Consider the following 16855-nt stretch of genomic DNA (forward strand, 5'->3'; position numbering starts at 1 on the left):
GATGTCCGCCCCGGTCTCCAACGTCCGCCCTGCTCCGGATACGGTACTCGTCGATATCGTCGACTACGTGCTGGACACCGGCATCGACAGCGCGCTCGCGCTGGAGACGGCGCGTCATTGCCTGATCGACACGCTCGGATGCGGACTCGAGGCGCTGTCCTATCCCGCCTGCACCAAGCTGCTCGGCCCCGTCGTGCCCGGCACGATCGTGCCGAACGGCGCGAAGGTGCCCGGCACGTCCTTCCAGCTCGATCCCGTCCAGGCCGCGTTCGACATCGGCGCGATGATCCGCTGGCTGGACTTCAACGACACCTGGCTCGCCGCCGAATGGGGTCATCCGTCCGACAATCTGGGCGGGATCCTGGCGACGGCCGACTGGCTGTCCCGCACGGCCGTCGCGGCCGGCCGGAAGCCTCTGCTCATGCGCGACGTGCTGGTCGCGATGATCCAGGCCCACGAGATCCAGGGTTGCCTCGCCCTCGAGAATTCTTTCAACGCGGTCGGGCTCGACCACGTGCTGCTCGTGAAGGTCGCGTCGACGGCCGTCGTCGGCCGCCTGCTCGGGCTCACGCGCGACGAGCTGATCAACGCGGTGTCCAACGCATTCGTCGACGGCCACGCGCTGCGCACCTACCGCCACGCGCCGAACACCGGTTCGCGCAAGTCATGGGCGGCCGGCGACGCGACGTCCCGCGCGGTGCGCCTCGCGCTGATCGCGAGAACGGGTGAAATGGGCTACCCGTCGGCGCTCACCGCAAAGACCTGGGGCTTCTACGACGTGCTGTTCGACGGGCAGCCGTTCCGCTTCCAGCGCCCGTACGGCACGTACGTGATGGAGAACGTGCTGTTCAAGATCGCGTTCCCGGCCGAATTCCACGCGCAGACGGCCGCCGAGGCCGCGCTGCAGTTGCACGCCCGGCTCGCCGCGGCGGGCCGCACGACCGACGACATCAGCCGGATCACGATCCGCACGCACGCGGCCGCGCTGCGCATCATCGACAAGCAGGGCCCGCTCGCCAATCCGGCCGATCGCGATCACTGCATCCAGTACATGGTCGCCGTGCCGCTGCTGTTCGGCCGGCTGACCGCGGCCGATTACGAAGACGCGCTCGCCGCCGATCCGCGCATCGACGCGCTGCGCGCGAAAACCGTGTGCGTCGAGGATCCGCAGTTCACGAAGGATTACCATGACCCGGCCAAGCGATCGATCGCGAATGCGCTGACGATCGAATTCGCGGACGGGTCGAAGCTTGCCGAAGTGGCGATCGAATACCCGCTCGGCCACCGGCGCCGCCGCACGGAAGGCATCCCGCTGCTGGTCGAGAAGTTCAGGACCAACCTCGCCCGCCGCTTTCCGGCCAGGCAGCAACAAGCGATTCTCGACGTGTCGCTGGACCAGGCAAAGCTCGAAGCAATGCCGGTCGATGAATACGTCGACTTGTATGTGATATAGCCGTCAGATACAGGACTCTTTGTTTCCTAGCCTTAAACCCAGGAAAATCACCATGGCCCACAATCTCCACAAGACCCTCAAGGAATTCGACAGCGGTTCCGGCAAAGGCAAGTTCTACTCGCTGCCGCAGCTCGGCAAGGAACTGAAGACGAAGATCGAGCGCCTGCCGGTGTCGATCCGTATCGTGCTCGAGTCCGTGCTGCGCAACTACGACGGCAAGAAAATCACCGAGGAACACATCGAGCAGCTGGCGAACTGGAAGCCGACCGCGAAGCGCGTCGACGAGATTCCGTTCGTGGTGTCGCGCGTCGTGCTGCAGGACTTCACGGGCGTGCCGCTGCTCGCCGACATCGCGGCCATGCGCGGCGTCGCCGAGCGTTCGGGCAAGAACCCGAAGAAGATCGAGCCGCTGGTGCCGGTCGATCTCGTCGTCGACCACTCGGTCCAGATCGACTACTTCCGCCAGAAGGACGCGCTCGACCTGAACATGAAGCTGGAATTCCAGCGCAACAACGAACGCTACCAGTTCATGAAGTGGGGCATGCAGGCGTTCGACACGTTCAAGGTCGTGCCGCCGGGTGTCGGCATCGTCCACCAGGTGAACCTCGAGTATCTCGCGCGCGGCGTCCACAAGAAGGCGAACGGCGGCGACACCGTGTACTACCCGGACACCCTCGTCGGCACGGACAGCCACACGACGATGATCAACGGCATCGGCGTGGTCGGCTGGGGCGTGGGCGGCATCGAGGCCGAAGCCGGCATGCTCGGCCAGCCGGTGTACTTCCTGACGCCGGACGTCGTCGGCGTCGAGCTGAAGGGCAAGCTGCGCGAAGGCGTGACGGCCACCGACCTGGTGCTGACGATCACCGAAATGCTGCGCAAGGAGAAGGTCGTCGGCAAGTTCGTCGAGTTCTTCGGTGAAGGCACGAAGTCGCTGTCGCTGCCGGACCGCGCGACGATCGGCAACATGGCGCCGGAATACGGCGCGACCATGGGCTTCTTCCCGGTCGACGAAAAGACCATCGACTACTTCGAAGGCACGGGCCGCACGAAGGCGGAAATCGCCGCCTTCGAGAACTACTTCAAGGCTCAGAACCTGTTCGGCATTCCGCAGGCCGGCGACATCGACTACACGAAGACGGTGACGCTCGACCTGGCGACGGTCGCGCCGTCGCTGGCAGGCCCGAAGCGCCCGCAGGACCGCATCGAGATCGGCAACGTCAAGTCGACGTTCACCGAGCTGTTCTCGAAGCCGGTCGCGGAAAACGGCTTCGCGAAGAAAGCGGAAGAACTGAACACGCAATACACGACGAGCAACGGCGTCGACGTGAAGAACGGCGACGTGCTGATCGCCGCGATCACGTCGTGCACGAACACGTCGAACCCGAGCGTGCTGCTGGCCGCCGGCCTGCTCGCGAAGAAGGCCGTGGAAGCGGGCCTCACGGTCGATCCGAAGATCAAGACCTCGCTCGCGCCGGGATCGCGCATCGTCACCGAGTACCTGACGAAGACGGGCCTGCTGCCCTACCTGTCGAAGCTCGGCTTCGAAGTCGCCGCCTACGGCTGCACGACCTGTATCGGCAACGCGGGCGACCTGACGCCGGAACTGAACGAAGCGATCACGAAGAACGACATCGTCGCGGCAGCCGTGCTGTCGGGCAACCGTAACTTCGAAGCGCGTATCCACCCGAACATCCGCGCGAACTTCCTCGCATCGCCGCCGCTCGTCGTCGCCTACGCGATCGCCGGCAACATCACGCGCGACCTGATGACCGAGCCAGTCGGCAAGGGCAAGGACGGTTACGACATCTACCTCGGCGACATCTGGCCGACGAGCGAGGAAATCCACGCGCTGCTCAAGTTCGCGCTCGACCCGAAGAAGTTCGAGGACAACTACTCGAAGCTGACCAAGAAGGGCGACCTGTGGAGCAAGATCGAGGGCGAAACGGGCCAGGTCTACGACTGGCCGAAGTCGACCTACATCGCGGAGCCGCCGTTCTTCGGCAACGACTTCTCGATGGAGCCGGCCACGTCGATCCCGACGGTCAAGGGCGCGCGCGCACTGGGCATCTTCGGTGACTCGGTCACGACCGACCACATCAGCCCGGCAGGCTCGATCAAGGAAGACTCGCCGGCAGGCAAGTGGCTGAAGGAGAACGGCGTGCAGAAGGCCGACTTCAACAGCTACGGCTCGCGCCGCGGCAACCACGACGTGATGATGCGCGGCACGTTCGCGAACGTCCGGATCAAGAACCTGATGATCCCGGTGAAGGCAGACGGCTCGCGCGTCGAAGGCGGCCTGACGATCCACCAGCCGAGCGGCGACCAGCTGTCGATCTACGACGCCGCGATGCGCTACGTCGACGCCGACACGCCGACCGTCGTGTTCGCGGGCGAGGAGTACGGCACGGGCTCGTCGCGCGACTGGGCCGCGAAGGGCACGCAACTGCTCGGCGTGAAGGCCGTGATCGCACGCAGCTTCGAGCGGATCCACCGCTCGAACCTGGTCGGCATGGGCGTGCTGCCGCTGCAGTTCAAGGGTGCGGACAGCGTCCAGTCGCTCGGCATCACCGGCGAAGAGACCTACGACATCGAAGGCCTCGGCGACGACTTCAAGCCGCAGCAGGACGTCACGCTCGTGATTCACCGCAAGAACGGCGAAACGCAGCGCGTGCCGGTGCTGCTGCGCATCGATACGCCGATCGAAGTCGACTACTACAAGCACGGCGGTATCCTGCCGTTCGTGCTGCGCTCGCTGCTGGCAGCGTAAGCGTCCTGCTTTTGCAGGTGCCGCAGCCGCCTCGCGGCGGTTGCGGCCGATTTGAATGCCCGACCTCGTGTCGGGCTTTTTTTCGTCTGCCGGCCGGCGGCGCGAAGGCGGCGGCCGGGCCGTGCGCCCGGTCTGCCGGTGCGTCAGGCGGCCTTGTCGGCTCGCGCCTTCGCGCCAGCGCCGCTGCGCGCGTTCTTCTTCAGGTGCGCGCGGTTGTAGTCGATTGCCGCGCGAACGAGGCGCTTCAGCCCCCGCTTGTCGAGCTTGTCGCCTTCGAGCCAATCGATCGAGCGGCGCGCATTGCCTTCGAGGCCCGCATTGAACAGCCCGTCGGGATCGGGCAGGTGCGCGCCGTGCATGAAGGTCAGCTTCACCTTGCCCTTGTGCGCGTTCGCGACCGCGATCATCCCGTCGCATGCCCACACGGGGCTGCCCATCCATTTCCATTCCTCGACGATGCCGTCGTCGACGGCGAGGATCGTCTCGCGCACTTCGGCGAACGTCTTGCCGCGCCAGTCGGCGATCCCCGCGATCAGCGCGTCGATACGGGCCGACGGCGGCAGGCCCGGGTCGGATGCGCTCATGCCCGGCCCTCCTCGTCTTCATCGGCACGCGCGAGCACCTGTTCGAGCGACTCGAAGAACCGCACCCAGCCGTGCTGCGCACCGCGGTATGCCTGTTCCTGATCCGCGCGGAAGCCGGCCTGCTCCATGCGCAACAGCGTGCCGCCGGGCGTCGGCGTGAGCGTCCATGTGACGACGCTTTCCAGGCCATAAGCGGCCCACGTGTAGGACAGCACGCGCTGCGGTTCGATCGTCAGCAACGTGCAGTCGACCGAACCCCAGTCCGCGTGAAAGCTGAACGTGCGACCCGCGACGGGCTCGAAATCGCTCTTCATCAGCCACGCCTCGATCAGGTGCGGTTGCGTGAGCGCGCGCCAGATCTTCTCCGGCGAATGCGACAGTTCCCGTTCGACGACGACGGTGCGTGTTTCGGAAGTGGGCTGGTTCATTGATCAATCCTTTTGAGCAGATCTTCGAGAGCGTCGAACCGGTTCTGCCAGAAGCCTGCCATCTGGCTGGTCCAGTCGATCAACGGAGTCAGCGCCTGCGGCTGCGCGCTGTAGTGCGTCTGCCGGCCCGCGTGACGGTCGCTGACGAGCCCGGCCTGCTTCAGTACACCCAGATGCTTCGATACCGCCGGCTGCGACACGCCTGCATGGGCCGTCAGCGCGGCCACCGTCAGCTCGCCCTGCTCGCACAGCCGCTCGAAGAGCGCGCGGCGCGTCGGATCGGCAAGCGTCCTGAACAGCACGTCGTGAGTGTTTTGCATGTTTCAATCAATAACTTGATGGTTATGGATTGAAGGATAGCCTCGCAATGGTGCGCGTCAAGGAGGAATTTCGCGGGGGGGCGTCGTGCGATCCTTTCAGGCGTGCGTTCGCAGCAACAGGCCGAACGGCGGCGTACCGGCGCGCGACGGACCGCGAGCGCGCGCCACCGCATGAATTCGAGCCCTTCCTCTAATCGGCTCACCCGGCTCGCGAACCGAAAGCACGCTGCAAGACTCGGCGACGCGCCGTTCCACAGTTCGGGAAAGGCGCGCGATCGACCGGCCCCGTTTTCGTGAATCCGCCCCTCGGGACGTCGTCGCGCGGATGCCGCGGCCGCACTTGACCACATAGTGCGACGCACGACGCGTGCAGGCCCGCTCGCGGCAAATGCGCTCGCACGGCGCTGCACTCCGCAATCGCGCGCATTCCGGCACCTCAACGAACGACGCGTGCGTTCAAACGTCGTCGACCGTCGCGCGAGCGTGCCGCGAACCGGTTCCCTTCGCCGGGGCCGCTGCGCGTGCACGAACGACGTGCCGCAGGAGTGCGAGCCCGTCGATGTCAGATCTGACAGCTATGGAAACTGGCAGCTACCTGAATAGCACCGACGCCCTACGCTCGTGACCGCTCGCGGCCCCACAAGGGCCGGGGGTTCCAGCAACGTCGTCCCTCCTCAAAAGGACTCCCGATGAAAAGGAACACCTGGTTTGCGCTGCCCCTTCTGTCGCCCCGCCACCTCGCGTGCGCGGTACCGCTCGTGTTCGCCGCCGCCGCGGCCCATGCGGCGACGGATTGGGTCGATACCCATACGAAAGCCTTTCTGACCGGCCCGCAGTTGATGGCGCGCAGCGCGGAGCCGTCGCTCGAGCTCGCGGCCGGCGAGACGACGGACATCGTCGTCAGCCTGAAGCTGCGCAACGCCGCGCAGCTCAAGCAACTCGCGCACGACGTGAACCGGCCCGGCAACGCGCATTACCGCCAGTACCTCACGCACGAACAGTTCCTCGCCGGCTACGCGCCGACCGAAGCCCAGGTCAAGTCGGTCGTCGACTATCTGCGCAAGAGCGGCTTCGTGAACATCGAAGTCGCGCCGAACCGGCTGCTGGTGTCCGCGCACGGCACGGCCGGCACGGTGAGGACCGCGTTCAACACGTCACTCGTTCATTTCGAGTACGCGGGCCGCTCCGGCTTCGCGAACGCGTCGACCGCGCAGGTGCCGCATGCGCTCGGCGACGTCGTCGGCTCGGTGCTCGGGCTGCAGAACGTCGCACGCGCACGGCCGCTGCTGCGCATCGGCAACGTCGCGAAGCCGCAGGCGCTCGCGGCCGGCACGGCCACCGGCCACTATCCGAAGGAATTCCCGGGCCTCTACAACGCGACCGGCGTGCCGACCGCGGCCGGCGTGACCGTCGGCATCGTCACGATCGGCGGCGTGTCGCAAACGCTGCAGGACCTCAGGCAGTTCACGTCGAGCAACGGTTACGGCACGGTCACGACCCAGACCGTCAAGACCAACGGCACCGGCACGAGCGGCAGCTACAGCGACGACCAGGACGGCCAGGGCGAATGGGATCTCGACAGCCAGTCGATCGTCGGCTCGGCCGGCGGCCAGGTCGGCAAGCTCGTGTTCTACATGGCGGACCTGAACGCCGCCGGCAACACCGGGCTCACGCAGGCATTCAACCGCGCGGTGTCGGACAACACCGCGAAGGTGATCAACGTGTCGCTCGGCTGGTGCGAGACCGACGCGAACGCGGACGGCACGCTCGACGCCGAAGAGCAGATCTTCACGACGGCCGCCGCGCAAGGACAGACGTTCTCGGTGTCGTCGGGCGACGAAGGCGTGTACGAGTGCAACAACCGCGGCTATCCGGACGGCGGGAACTACACGGTGTCGTGGCCGGCCGCGTCGCCGCACGTGCTCGCGATCGGCGGCACGACGCTGTATACGACGTCCTCGGGTGCATTCTCGAACGAGACGGTGTGGAACGAGGGGCTCGACGGCAACGGCAAGCTATGGGCCACGGGCGGCGGCGTCAGCTCGATCCTGCCGGCGCCGTCGTGGCAGTCGGGCAGCAACCGTCAGTTGCCCGATGTATCGTTCGACGCCGCGCAAGGCACGGGCGCGTACATCTACAACTACGGCCAGTTGCAGCAGATCGGCGGCACGAGCCTTTCCGCGCCGATCTTCACCGGCTTCTGGGCGCGTCTGCTCGCGGCAAACGGCACGGGCCTCGGTTTCCCGGCCGGCAACCTGTATCGCGCGATTCCGTCGAACCGGTCGCTCGTGCGCTATGACGTCGTGTCGGGTAACAACGGCTATCAGGGGTATGGCTACACCGCCGGCACCGGCTGGGATCTGACGACCGGCTTCGGCAGCCTGAACATCGCGAACCTCAACCAGCTGATCAAGTCGGGCGGGTTCTGAGCGATATGTGAAGGCCGGCGCGCGGCAGTGATTTGCCGCGCGCCGGCTTTGTCGCCTTCAGGTCGCGCGGAATTCGCGCATCACCCTACTCCGTCGCACGCTCGTTCACAGGCTGCGGCGCGGCCGGCACACCGCTCCGATGCGACGGTGCAAACAGCCGCAATCCGCTCGCGACGCTCGCAGCACCTGCGAAACCCGCGCCGAGCATCAGCGCGAGCGTCGGCCCGTGACGCCCCGCGATGCCGAACGACAGCGCGACGAGCGCCGCGCCGGTCGCCTGCCCGATCAGCCGCGCGGTCGCGATGATCCCGCTCGCGCCGCCGCTGCGCTCGGGCGGCGCGCTCGACATCAGCGCCTTCAGGTTCGGCGACTGGAAGAAGCCGAAGCCCGCGCCGCACAGCATCATCCGCCAGCCGATGTCGAGAACGTTCGGCGCGCCCGGCAGCGCGGCGAGCGCGACCATCCCCGCGCTCAGCAGCGCGAGCCCGATCGCGCCGAGCAATCCGGGCGGATAACGATCGGACAGCCGGCCCGCGATCGGCGCGGCGAGCGCGACGACCGCCGACCACGGCGTCATCAGGAAGCCTGTCTCCACCGCGCTGCGATGCAGGACGGTTTCGAAGTAGAACGGCAGCGATACGAACGCGAGCCCCTGCGCGGCAAACGCGCAGACGGCCGTCAGCGCGGACAGCGTGAACACCGGCCGGCGGAACAGGTCGACCGGCAGCATCGGCGCCGGATGCCCGGCCTGACGGCGGATCAGCAGCCAGCCGAACGTGAGCGCGACCGCGGCCGCCGCGAACACGACGGACAGCGGCCCGCGCTGCGCGAATTCGCCGAGCGCGAAGATCAGCGACGCGAACGTGATCACGTTGAACAGCGCGGCGAGCGGATCGAACACATGCTTGCCGCGCGCCGACTGCGGCAGCGACGGAATCGCGACGGCAAGCGCGAGCACGCCGAGCGGCACGTTCACCGCGAACAGCCACGGCCAGGCGGCCACCGACAGGATCAACGACGCGATCGTCGGCCCCACCGCGAACGACACGCCGACGACGAGCGCGTTGAAGCCGACGCCGCGCCCGAGCCGGTGCGCGGGAAACAGGTTGCGGATCAGCGCGACGTTCACGCTCATGATCGCGCTCGCGCCGAAGCCCTGCACGATCCGCGCCGCCGTCAGCTGGGGCAGCGTCGACGCGAGCGAGCAGCCGAGCGACGCGAGCGTAAACACCGCGAGGCCCGCGACATACACGCGCTTGTGGCCGACGATGTCGCCGAGCGACGCGAACGGCAGCAGCGTCGCGACCATCGCGAGCTGGTAGGCGTTGATGATCCATACGGACGCGGCCGGCGACGCGTGCAGGTCGGTGGCGATCGCGGGCAGCGCGGTGTTCGCGATCGCGGTGTCGAGCGTCGCGAGCGCGACGGCCAGCAGCACGGCGGACATCGCGCGCCAGTTGACGGCCGGCTCCCGGGCGCCGGCGGGGGAAGCGAATTCGGACAAGATGAGGCTCGGCTGACGAGCGACGCACGGCGTCGCGGAATTGAGCGGCGCGGCGGCGCATGCCATGCGGTGAAACCGGTTCACGTACCGTCGCGACCCGTATTGTTACAGAGCCGCATCGAACCTGCAGGCAAGCGCGCCGTCAGTCAGCGAAACGAAAGCTTCGGGATGCCGCGCCGGGTGCGCGGCATCGTTGAGGGCACAACGATCGCGTTACGCCACCGCACGTCGCGCGTTGCGTCCGCGCAGCCATTCGAGCGCGAGCAGCAGGCTCGTCGAGAAGATGATGAGGATCGTCGCGAGCGCGGCGATCGTCGGGCTGATGTTCTCGCGAATGCCGGTGAACATCTGGCGCGGCAGCGTCGTCTGGTCCGCGCCCGCGAGGAACAGCGTGACGACGACTTCGTCGAACGACGTCGCGAATGCGAACAGCGCGCCCGACATCACGCCCGGCGCGATCACCGGCAGCGTCACGCGGAAAAACGTCGTGACGGGATTCGCGCCGAGCGACAGGCTCGCGCGCACCAGGTTCTGGTTGAAGCCCTGCAGGGTCGCGGCGACCGTCGTCACGACGAACGGCACGCCGAGCGCGGCATGCGCGGCGATCAGCCCCGTGTAGGTATTCGCGAGCCCGAGCGGCGCGAAGAACAGGTACATGCCGACGCCGACCACGACGACCGGCACGATCATCGGTGACAGCAGCACGGCCATCAGCAGCCCCTTGCCGCGGAAATCCGCCTTCGTGAGGCCGATCGCGGCGAGCGTGCCGAGCACGGTCGCGACGACGGTCGCCGACGGCGCGACGATGAAGCTGTTCTTCGCGGCCATGCGCCACTCGTCGGACGCGATCAGGTTCTCGTACCAGCGCGTCGAGAAACCGGGGATCGGATAGACGAGGAACGTGCTCGACGAGAACGACAACGGCACGATCGCGAGCACCGGCAGGATCAGGTACAGCAGCGTCAGCACGACGAGTACGCGCAGCGCGACGTACCACGCGCGTTCGACGAACGACATGTGCGGAGCGAACAGCGGCCTGGCGAGTTTCATGGTCGACATCCCCTTCCCTTTTCCCTGTGCCCGGCGCTTAGCCGAGGCTCACGTTCGAGCGCGTGAAGCGCCCGTACACCGCATACAGCACCAGCGTCGCCGCGAGCAGCAGCCCGCCGAGCGCGCACGCCATGCCCCAGTTGATCGTCACGTTCGTGAAGTACGCGACGTAGTAGCTGACCATCTGGTCGTTCGGCCCGCCGAGCAGCGCGGGCGTGATGTAGTAGCCGATCGCGAGGATGAACACGAGCAGCGCGCCCGCGCCGACGCCCGGATAGGTCTGCGGCACGTACACGCGCCAGAACGCCGCGAACGGATGGCTGCCGAGCGAGACGGCCGCGCGCTGGTAGGTCGGCGGGATCGACTTCATCACGCTGTAGAGCGGCAGGATCATGAACGGCAGCAGGATATGCGTCATCGAGATGTACACGCCGACGCGATTGAACAGCAGCGCCAGCGGATGCGAGATCAGCCCGCTGCCGATCAGCGCCGTGTTGATCAGCCCCTCGCTTTGCAGCAGCACGATCCACGCGGCCACGCGCACCAGCACCGACGTCCAGAACGGAATCAGCACCAGGATCATCACGAGGTTCGCGCGCCGATCCGACAGCGTCGAGATCCAGTATGCGAGCGGATAGCCGAGCAGCAGCGCGAACAGCGTGACCGCGACGCCGATCACGAACGTGCGGCCGAAGATCGACAGATAGATCGACTGGTCGGGATCGGCCTGCACGATCTGTCCGAAGCCGTCCTGCTTGTGGTCGAGCGCTGCGAGCAGGTAGAACGGCGACACCTGGCTGCCGTTCTTCGCGATCGCCTGCCAGTACGCGGCATCGCCCCAGCGCGCATCGAGGTCGAGCAGTTTCGCGCGCGTTTGCGCGGGCGTCAGCGCCGCGACGGCATCGTTGTCGCCCTTCAGCGGCATCGCACGCGCCGTCTTCGCGACGAGCGAGCGATAGCCGGGAATCTCGGTGTTCAGGCGCCGCGCGAGCGCGCCCATCGCCTCGCTGTCGGCGACCTTCGTCATGTCGGCCGCGAGCGCGACGTACGCAGCGTCGGCCGGCGGCGCCTTGCGGTCCCAGCCCGACAGCGCGGCGACCGTCCTTGGCAGCGCGGTCGCGATCTCGGGGTTCTGCACCGCGCGCGTGAGCAGCGTGCCGATCGGCACGACGAAGATGAGCAGCAGGAAGATCGCGAGCGGCGCGACCAGCAGCAGTGCCATCGTGCGCTTGCGGGCCTCGGCGGCCTTCAGTTCGCGCTTGAGCGCGGCTGTCGACGGCGAGGAAGGAGCGATCGTCATCGTGTTCAACGGTTCTCTCCGGCCGGGCTCGATCCGGCGGAATGCCGCGCGACGCGTTCGGCGCGTCGCGCGGCAGGTTGCATCAGGACAGCCTGAAGACGGTTACTTCGTGGCCCACGCGCTGAAGCGCTGCTCGAGCTCGTCGCTGTGGTCGGTCCAGAAGCCGATGTCCTCCAGCACCGCGTTCTTGCCGTTGGCCGGCGAGTTCGGCAGGTTCGCGAGCGTCTTCGCGTCGAGCGACTTGATCGCCGCGACGTTCGTCGGCCCGTACGCGATGTGCTGCGCATACCCTTGCTGCGGCTTCGGCGTGAGCGTGTACGCGATGTACTTCTCGGCCAGCGCCTTGTTCGGCGAGCCCTTCGGAATCGCCCAGTAGTCGAGGTCGTAGATGCTGCCGTTCCACACGACCTTCAGGTTCTTGCCTTCCTTCTGCGCGGCATCGATACGGCCGTTGTACGCGGTCGACATCACGACGTCGCCGGCCACCAGGAACTGCGGCGGCTGCGCGCCGGCTTCCCACCACTGGATGTACGGCTTCAGCTCGTCGAGCTTCTTGAACGCGCGGTCCTGGCCGGCCTTCGTGCCAAGCACCTTGTACACGTCCTTCGTCGGGACGCCGTCGGCCATCAGCGCGAACTCGAGGTTGTAGCGCGCACCCTTGCGCATCCCGCGCTTGCCCGGGAATTTCTTCACGTTCCAGAAATCGGCCCAGCCGGTCGGCGCGGACTTCAGCTTGTCCGCGTTGTAGGACAGCGCGGTCGACCACACGAAGAAGCCGACGCCGCACACCTGCGGCGCTTCCGGAATCAGGTCGGACTTCTTCGCGATCTTCGACCAGTCGAGCTTCTCGTACAGCCCTTCGTCGCAGCCGCGGTTCAGGTCGCCCGATTCGACTTCGACCACGTCCCAGTTGACGTGCTTCGCCTCGACCATCGCCTTCACTTTCGCCTGCTCGCCGTTGTACTCGACGGCCGTGACCTTGTTGCCGGTCGCCTTCTCGAACGGCTGGTTGAATGCGGCCTTCTGCGCGTCGCCGTTCGCGCCGCCGAAGTTGACGACCGTGAGTTCGGCCGCCGTGGCCGATGCGCCGACGACAGCCAGCGCCAGTGCGAGCGCGGTGCGACGTGCGGTAGAGCTTGCTCCGTTCATGATGGTTCCTCTCCTCTCGTGGTGGAAATGGGCTTTGTTGTTGACGACGTGCTACGGAAAAACGGTGAAACCCGGTGTCACGCGAACACGCGCAGGTGCTCGGGCGCGAAGGCGAGCGCGACCGGTGCGCCGGGCGCGAACGCGTGGAGCGCATCCGTGCCGAGCGGCACCTTCACGAAGCATTCCTCCTGGCCCGGCAGCGCGCAGCGCATGCGCACGTGATCGCCGAAATAGATGAGACTGCGCGCCTCGCCGGTCACGCGGTTGGCGGCGCCATTCGCGTGCCCGTTGGCGGCAAGGCTCATGCGTTCGGGGCGGATGCAGGCGACGGCCGGCGCGCCTTCGGCCGCATCGCCGATGCGGCGTCCGACGAGCTGCGTGCCGTCGTCGAGCCGGAATTCGCAGAACTCGCCGTCGACGCGCGCGATGGTGCCGCGCAGCCGGTTGCTGTCACCGATGAAGTTCGCGACGAATTCGTTGCACGGCGATTCGTACAGGCAATCGACGGTATCGAGCTGCTGCACGATGCCCTTGTCGAACACGGCGACGCGATCGGACATCGTCAACGCCTCGCCCTGGTCGTGCGTCACGTACACGAACGTCACGCCGAGCTTCTCGTGCAGCGCCTTCAGTTCGTACTGCATGTGTTCGCGCAACTGCTTGTCGAGCGCGCCGAGCGGCTCGTCCATCAGCACCAGCTTCGGCTCGAACACGAGGGCCCGCGCGAGCGCGATGCGCTGCTGCTGGCCGCCCGACAACTGCGCCGGATAGCGCTTCGCGAAGCGTTCCATCTGCACCATCTTCAGCGCATGCGCGACGCGCTCCGCGCGCTCGGCGGCCGACAGCTTGCGCACCGTCAGCGGATACGCGACGTTCTGCTCGACCGTCAGGTGAGGGAACAGCGCGTAGTTCTGGAACACCATGCCGATGTTGCGCTTGTGCGGCGGCACGGTATTCAGCAGTTCGCCGTCGAGCCAGATCTCGCCGCCCGTCGGGAACTCGAAGCCCGCCAGCATCATCAGGCAGGTGGTCTTGCCCGAGCCGGACGGCCCGAGCAGCGTCAGGAATTCCCCTCGGTGGATGTCGAGGTCGAGCGATTTGACGACCAGCGTCTCGCCGTCGTAGGTCTTCCGCACGCCGCGAAAGCTGACGATCACATCATCGGACTTCATCGTGGCTGTCCCCTTGCTGCGCGACAATTGATTATGAGATGAGATTCACTATACGGCGCGCACGGTCCTACAATAGGGAACCATTTCAATATTCCGCGTGGGACCACTTTGGACACCGTCATCGTCGCCGATTGGCTCTCGGGCCGGATCGACCGCAGCTCGCCCGAACCGATGTACCGGCAGTTGCTGCAGCTGATGCAGCAGGCCATCCTGACCGGGGAATTGGGGCCGGGCACAAAACTGCCGAGTTCGCGCACGCTCGCGGCCGACCTGTCGATCGCGCGCAATACCGTGCTGCACGTGTACGACCAGCTCACCGCCGAAGGCTACGTGCTGACGACGACCGGCAGCGGCACCTACGTGGCCGACACGCGGCCGGACGCCGCCGTGATCCATGCACCGGGCGCCGCGCCACCGCCGTCAGCCGCCGACGAACCGCCGCAGCCGGACGCGCACGGCGGCCTGTCAATGCGGGGCCGGCAGCTGATCGAGCACGCGGGCGTGTCGCGACGTCAATGGGGCGCGTTCATGCCCGGCGTGCCGGACGTGTCGGAATTCCCGAGCCGCACGTGGAGCCGCCTGCAGGCGCGATTGTGGAAGGAAGCGAATCCGGAGCTGCTGACCTATGCGCCGGGCGGCGGCTACCGGCCGCTGCGCCGCGCGCTCGCCGACTACCTGCGCGTCGCGCGCTCGGTCAAATGCTCGCCGGATCAGGTGATCATCACGACCGGCATCCACCAGTCGATCGACCTCGCGGTGCGGCTGCTGTCCGACATCGGCGATCGCGCATGGGTCGAGGAGCCGTGCTACTGGGGCGTGCGCAGCGTGCTGCAGGCGACCGGCCTCACGCTCACGCCGGTGCCGGTCGACCAGGAAGGCATCGATCCGAGCGCGGCCGACATGCAGCAGCCGCCGCGGCTCGTGCTCGTCACGCCGTCGCACCAGTATCCGCTCGGGATGGTGATGAGCCTCGCGCGGCGCCGGATGCTGCTCGAATACGCGCGCCGGCACCGCTGCTGGATCATCGAGGACGACTACGACAGCGAATTCCGCTACGGCAGCCGCCCGCTCGCGTCGCTGCAGGGGCTCGACGACGGCGGCCGCGTGATCTACGTCGGCAGCCTCGGCAAGATGCTGTTCCCGGGCCTGCGGATGGGCTACATGGTCGTGCCCGAGCATCTGGTCGACACGTTCCGCACCGGGCTGTCGGAGCTGTATCGCGAGGGCCAGCTGATGCAGCAGGCCGTGCTCGCCGAGTTCATCATGGACGGGCACCTGACTTCGCACGTCAGACGAATGCGCACGCTGTACGGCGAGCGCCGGCAATTGCTGATCGATGCGATCCATGCGCGTTTCGGCGACGCGCTGCCGGTGATGGGCGACGAAGCCGGCCTGCATCTGGTGCTCGGCCTGCCCGACGCATGCGACGATCGCGCGGTCACGCAAAGCGCATTCGACGCGGGCGTGATCGTGCGCCCGCTGACCAGCTACTACAGCCGGCTCGATACCGCACGCCGCGGCCTGCTGCTCGGCTATGCATGCGTCGCGCACGAAGGCATCGGCCCCGCGTTCGACACGCTCGCGGCAACCATCGAACAGCACCTGCCGCGGCACTTCACGCGCGCGGCGTGATGGCGTGCGCCATCATGCGCCATCGCTCATCATCGCGCGGCGGCCGCGCCGCGGTCGAGCGACGCCGCGCGCACCGCTTCGCCGGGCTTCGTGAACATGCGCTGTCTTAGCGAGGCGATCTGCGCGTCGCGATCCTGCGGCGACAGCCCGGCTGCTTCAATCTGCGCGCGCTGCGCCGCATAGTCGGCGTAGCGGCTCTGCCACGACGCATCGTCCTGCTGCATCTGCGCGACGCGTGCGGCGGCGTCGGGCCCGAGCGTCTGCGTCAGTTGCGCGCGCATCGCGTCGGGTGTCGCCCCGCTCTTCTGCAATTGCGCGATCTGGTCGATCGCGGCCTGCTGCCGGTCCGCCTTCTGCCGTGCCGCGCGTTCGTCGGCCGGCATCTGCTGCGCGAGCGCCGCAAGCCGCTCCGCCTTCTGCGCCTCCGTCAGCGTGCGGTCCTGCGCAATCTTCAGCCGCGCGAGATCGTAGCGCTGCCGCCACTGCTCGGCGCCGAAGAACGGCTGACTCCAGTCGCCGAGCGTCCGATACGCGATCGACACGCGCTGGTCGAGCGCGACCTGCAGCGCACCGAGATCCGACTTGTCGACCGCGCCGGCGTCCGGCAGCTTCGCGAGCGCGTCGAGATACGCGCGATATCGATGCCACACGTCAAGCGCCTCGGGCTGCGCGATCGTGCCGTCGAGCTGCGCGGCGATCCCGCGCACGACGAGCGCATCGAGCGCGGTCATGCTCAGGTCGCTGCGCGCGCTCAGGCAGTAGTCGAAGAAATCGCGGACCGCGCGCGACTTCGCGAGATGGCCGCCGGCATCGAGCGGCAGCCGCGGCGCGCTGGAACCGGCGAGCGGCGACGGCAGGCCCGCGCTCGCCGGCAGTGCGGGCGGCGGCGATGCGGCGCTCGCGCCGTCGCGCGCCGCCGCATCGGCCGACAGGCGCGCCGTGTCGGCACCGCGATGCGACGCCGCCCCGCTCCAGATCGCGACGCCGGCGATCGCCGCCAGCCCGACCGCGCCGTAGACCGCCACGCGCCGCACCAGCGGCGCGCGTCCTTCCCGTGCCGTCAT

13 protein-coding genes are annotated in these 16855 nt (G+C 67.3%); 4 read left to right on the forward strand and 9 right to left on the reverse strand.

Features of this window, described 5'->3' with window-relative positions:
- The first annotated feature begins 1 nt into the window (after position 1).
- Both FFI87_RS25740 and acnA read left to right on the forward strand, forming a co-directional pair.
- Entirely contained in the window at positions 2-1453 is a 1452-nt protein-coding gene (locus tag FFI87_RS25740) for a bifunctional 2-methylcitrate dehydratase/aconitate hydratase (protein WP_012365674.1), read from the forward strand.
- A 52-nt stretch (positions 1454-1505) separates the two neighbouring features.
- Positions 1506-4223 carry an aconitate hydratase AcnA gene (gene acnA, locus FFI87_RS25745; RefSeq protein WP_138848569.1) on the forward strand — a complete coding sequence of 906 codons (2718 nt, stop codon included), beginning with the start codon at positions 1506-1508 and terminating at the stop codon, positions 4221-4223.
- Positions 4224-4366: 143 nt separating this feature from the next.
- On the opposite strand, the gene FFI87_RS25750 is transcribed toward acnA, so the two are convergent.
- The 3 genes from FFI87_RS25750 to FFI87_RS25760 are packed head-to-tail and all read right to left on the reverse strand — an operon-like array spanning position 4367 to position 5555.
- Positions 4367-4807 carry a DUF1801 domain-containing protein gene (locus tag FFI87_RS25750; RefSeq protein ID WP_012365672.1) on the reverse strand — a complete coding sequence of 147 codons (441 nt, stop codon included), beginning with the start codon at positions 4805-4807 and terminating at the stop codon, positions 4367-4369.
- Entirely contained in the window at positions 4804-5235 is a 432-nt protein-coding gene (locus FFI87_RS25755) for an SRPBCC domain-containing protein (RefSeq protein ID WP_012365671.1), read from the reverse strand. The genes FFI87_RS25750 and FFI87_RS25755 overlap by 4 nt, the downstream gene beginning before the upstream one ends.
- On the reverse strand, positions 5232-5555 hold the full coding sequence (locus FFI87_RS25760) for an ArsR/SmtB family transcription factor (RefSeq protein ID WP_012365670.1): 324 nt from the start codon (positions 5553-5555) through the stop codon (positions 5232-5234). Before FFI87_RS25760 ends, FFI87_RS25755 begins: the two co-directional genes overlap by 4 nt.
- A 689-nt stretch (positions 5556-6244) precedes the next feature.
- On the opposite strand from FFI87_RS25760, the gene FFI87_RS25770 reads away from it, so the two are divergent.
- Positions 6245-7984: a protease pro-enzyme activation domain-containing protein gene (locus FFI87_RS25770; RefSeq protein WP_138848568.1), complete on the forward strand. Its 1740-nt coding sequence runs from the start codon at positions 6245-6247 to the stop codon at positions 7982-7984.
- 85 nt (positions 7985-8069) lie between these two features.
- Here FFI87_RS25770 and FFI87_RS25775 read toward each other — a convergent pair whose 3' ends face one another.
- The 5 genes from FFI87_RS25775 to FFI87_RS25795 all read right to left on the reverse strand — a co-directional run bounded on the left by FFI87_RS25775 (position 8070) and on the right by FFI87_RS25795 (position 14159).
- The gene (locus FFI87_RS25775) at positions 8070-9488 is read right to left on the reverse strand and encodes an MFS transporter (RefSeq protein ID WP_186381735.1); all 1419 of its coding nucleotides are present in this window, start codon (positions 9486-9488) and stop codon (positions 8070-8072) included.
- A 213-nt stretch (positions 9489-9701) separates the two neighbouring features.
- The gene (locus tag FFI87_RS25780) at positions 9702-10538 is read right to left on the reverse strand and encodes an ABC transporter permease (protein ID WP_138848567.1); all 837 of its coding nucleotides are present in this window, start codon (positions 10536-10538) and stop codon (positions 9702-9704) included.
- A 37-nt stretch (positions 10539-10575) separates the two neighbouring features.
- Positions 10576-11838, reverse strand: a complete 1263-nt coding sequence (locus FFI87_RS25785; RefSeq protein ID WP_012365666.1) for an ABC transporter permease — start codon at positions 11836-11838, stop codon at positions 10576-10578.
- Between the two features lie 102 nt (positions 11839-11940).
- Positions 11941-12987: an ABC transporter substrate-binding protein gene (locus FFI87_RS25790; protein WP_012365665.1), complete on the reverse strand. Its 1047-nt coding sequence runs from the start codon at positions 12985-12987 to the stop codon at positions 11941-11943.
- A 77-nt stretch (positions 12988-13064) separates the two neighbouring features.
- On the reverse strand, positions 13065-14159 hold the full coding sequence (locus tag FFI87_RS25795) for an ABC transporter ATP-binding protein (protein WP_138848565.1): 1095 nt from the start codon (positions 14157-14159) through the stop codon (positions 13065-13067).
- A gap of 108 nt (positions 14160-14267) precedes the next feature.
- Here FFI87_RS25795 and FFI87_RS25800 point away from each other — a divergent pair, with 108 nt between their 5' ends.
- Complete coding sequence (locus FFI87_RS25800) at positions 14268-15791, forward strand: PLP-dependent aminotransferase family protein (protein ID WP_138848564.1); 1524 nt, start codon at positions 14268-14270, stop codon at positions 15789-15791.
- 29 nt (positions 15792-15820) lie between these two features.
- Here the strand turns inward: FFI87_RS25800 and FFI87_RS25805 are convergent, their stop codons facing one another.
- A complete protein-coding gene (locus tag FFI87_RS25805; RefSeq protein WP_138848563.1) occupies positions 15821-16855 on the reverse strand; it encodes a lipase secretion chaperone in 1035 nt (344 codons plus the stop codon).

The organism is Burkholderia sp. KBS0801, from assembly GCF_005937855.2.
GTDB lineage: Bacteria > Pseudomonadota > Gammaproteobacteria > Burkholderiales > Burkholderiaceae > Burkholderia > Burkholderia ambifaria.

Coding starts and splice junctions, on each gene's coding strand:
- FFI87_RS25740 (WP_012365674.1), top strand. CDS start 2: ATGTCCGCCCCGGTCTCCAACGTCCGCCCTGCTCCGGATACGGTACTC.
- acnA (WP_138848569.1), top strand. CDS start 1,506: ATGGCCCACAATCTCCACAAGACCCTCAAGGAATTCGACAGCGGTTCC.
- FFI87_RS25750 (WP_012365672.1), bottom strand. CDS start 4,807: ATGAGCGCATCCGACCCGGGCCTGCCGCCGTCGGCCCGTATCGACGCG.
- FFI87_RS25755 (WP_012365671.1), bottom strand. CDS start 5,235: ATGAACCAGCCCACTTCCGAAACACGCACCGTCGTCGTCGAACGGGAA.
- FFI87_RS25760 (WP_012365670.1), bottom strand. CDS start 5,555: ATGCAAAACACTCACGACGTGCTGTTCAGGACGCTTGCCGATCCGACG.
- FFI87_RS25770 (WP_138848568.1), top strand. CDS start 6,245: ATGAAAAGGAACACCTGGTTTGCGCTGCCCCTTCTGTCGCCCCGCCAC.
- FFI87_RS25780 (WP_138848567.1), bottom strand. CDS start 10,538: ATGAAACTCGCCAGGCCGCTGTTCGCTCCGCACATGTCGTTCGTCGAA.
- FFI87_RS25785 (WP_012365666.1), bottom strand. CDS start 11,838: ATGACGATCGCTCCTTCCTCGCCGTCGACAGCCGCGCTCAAGCGCGAA.
- FFI87_RS25790 (WP_012365665.1), bottom strand. CDS start 12,987: ATGAACGGAGCAAGCTCTACCGCACGTCGCACCGCGCTCGCACTGGCG.
- FFI87_RS25795 (WP_138848565.1), bottom strand. CDS start 14,159: ATGAAGTCCGATGATGTGATCGTCAGCTTTCGCGGCGTGCGGAAGACC.
- FFI87_RS25805 (WP_138848563.1), bottom strand. CDS start 16,855: ATGACGGCACGGGAAGGACGCGCGCCGCTGGTGCGGCGCGTGGCGGTC.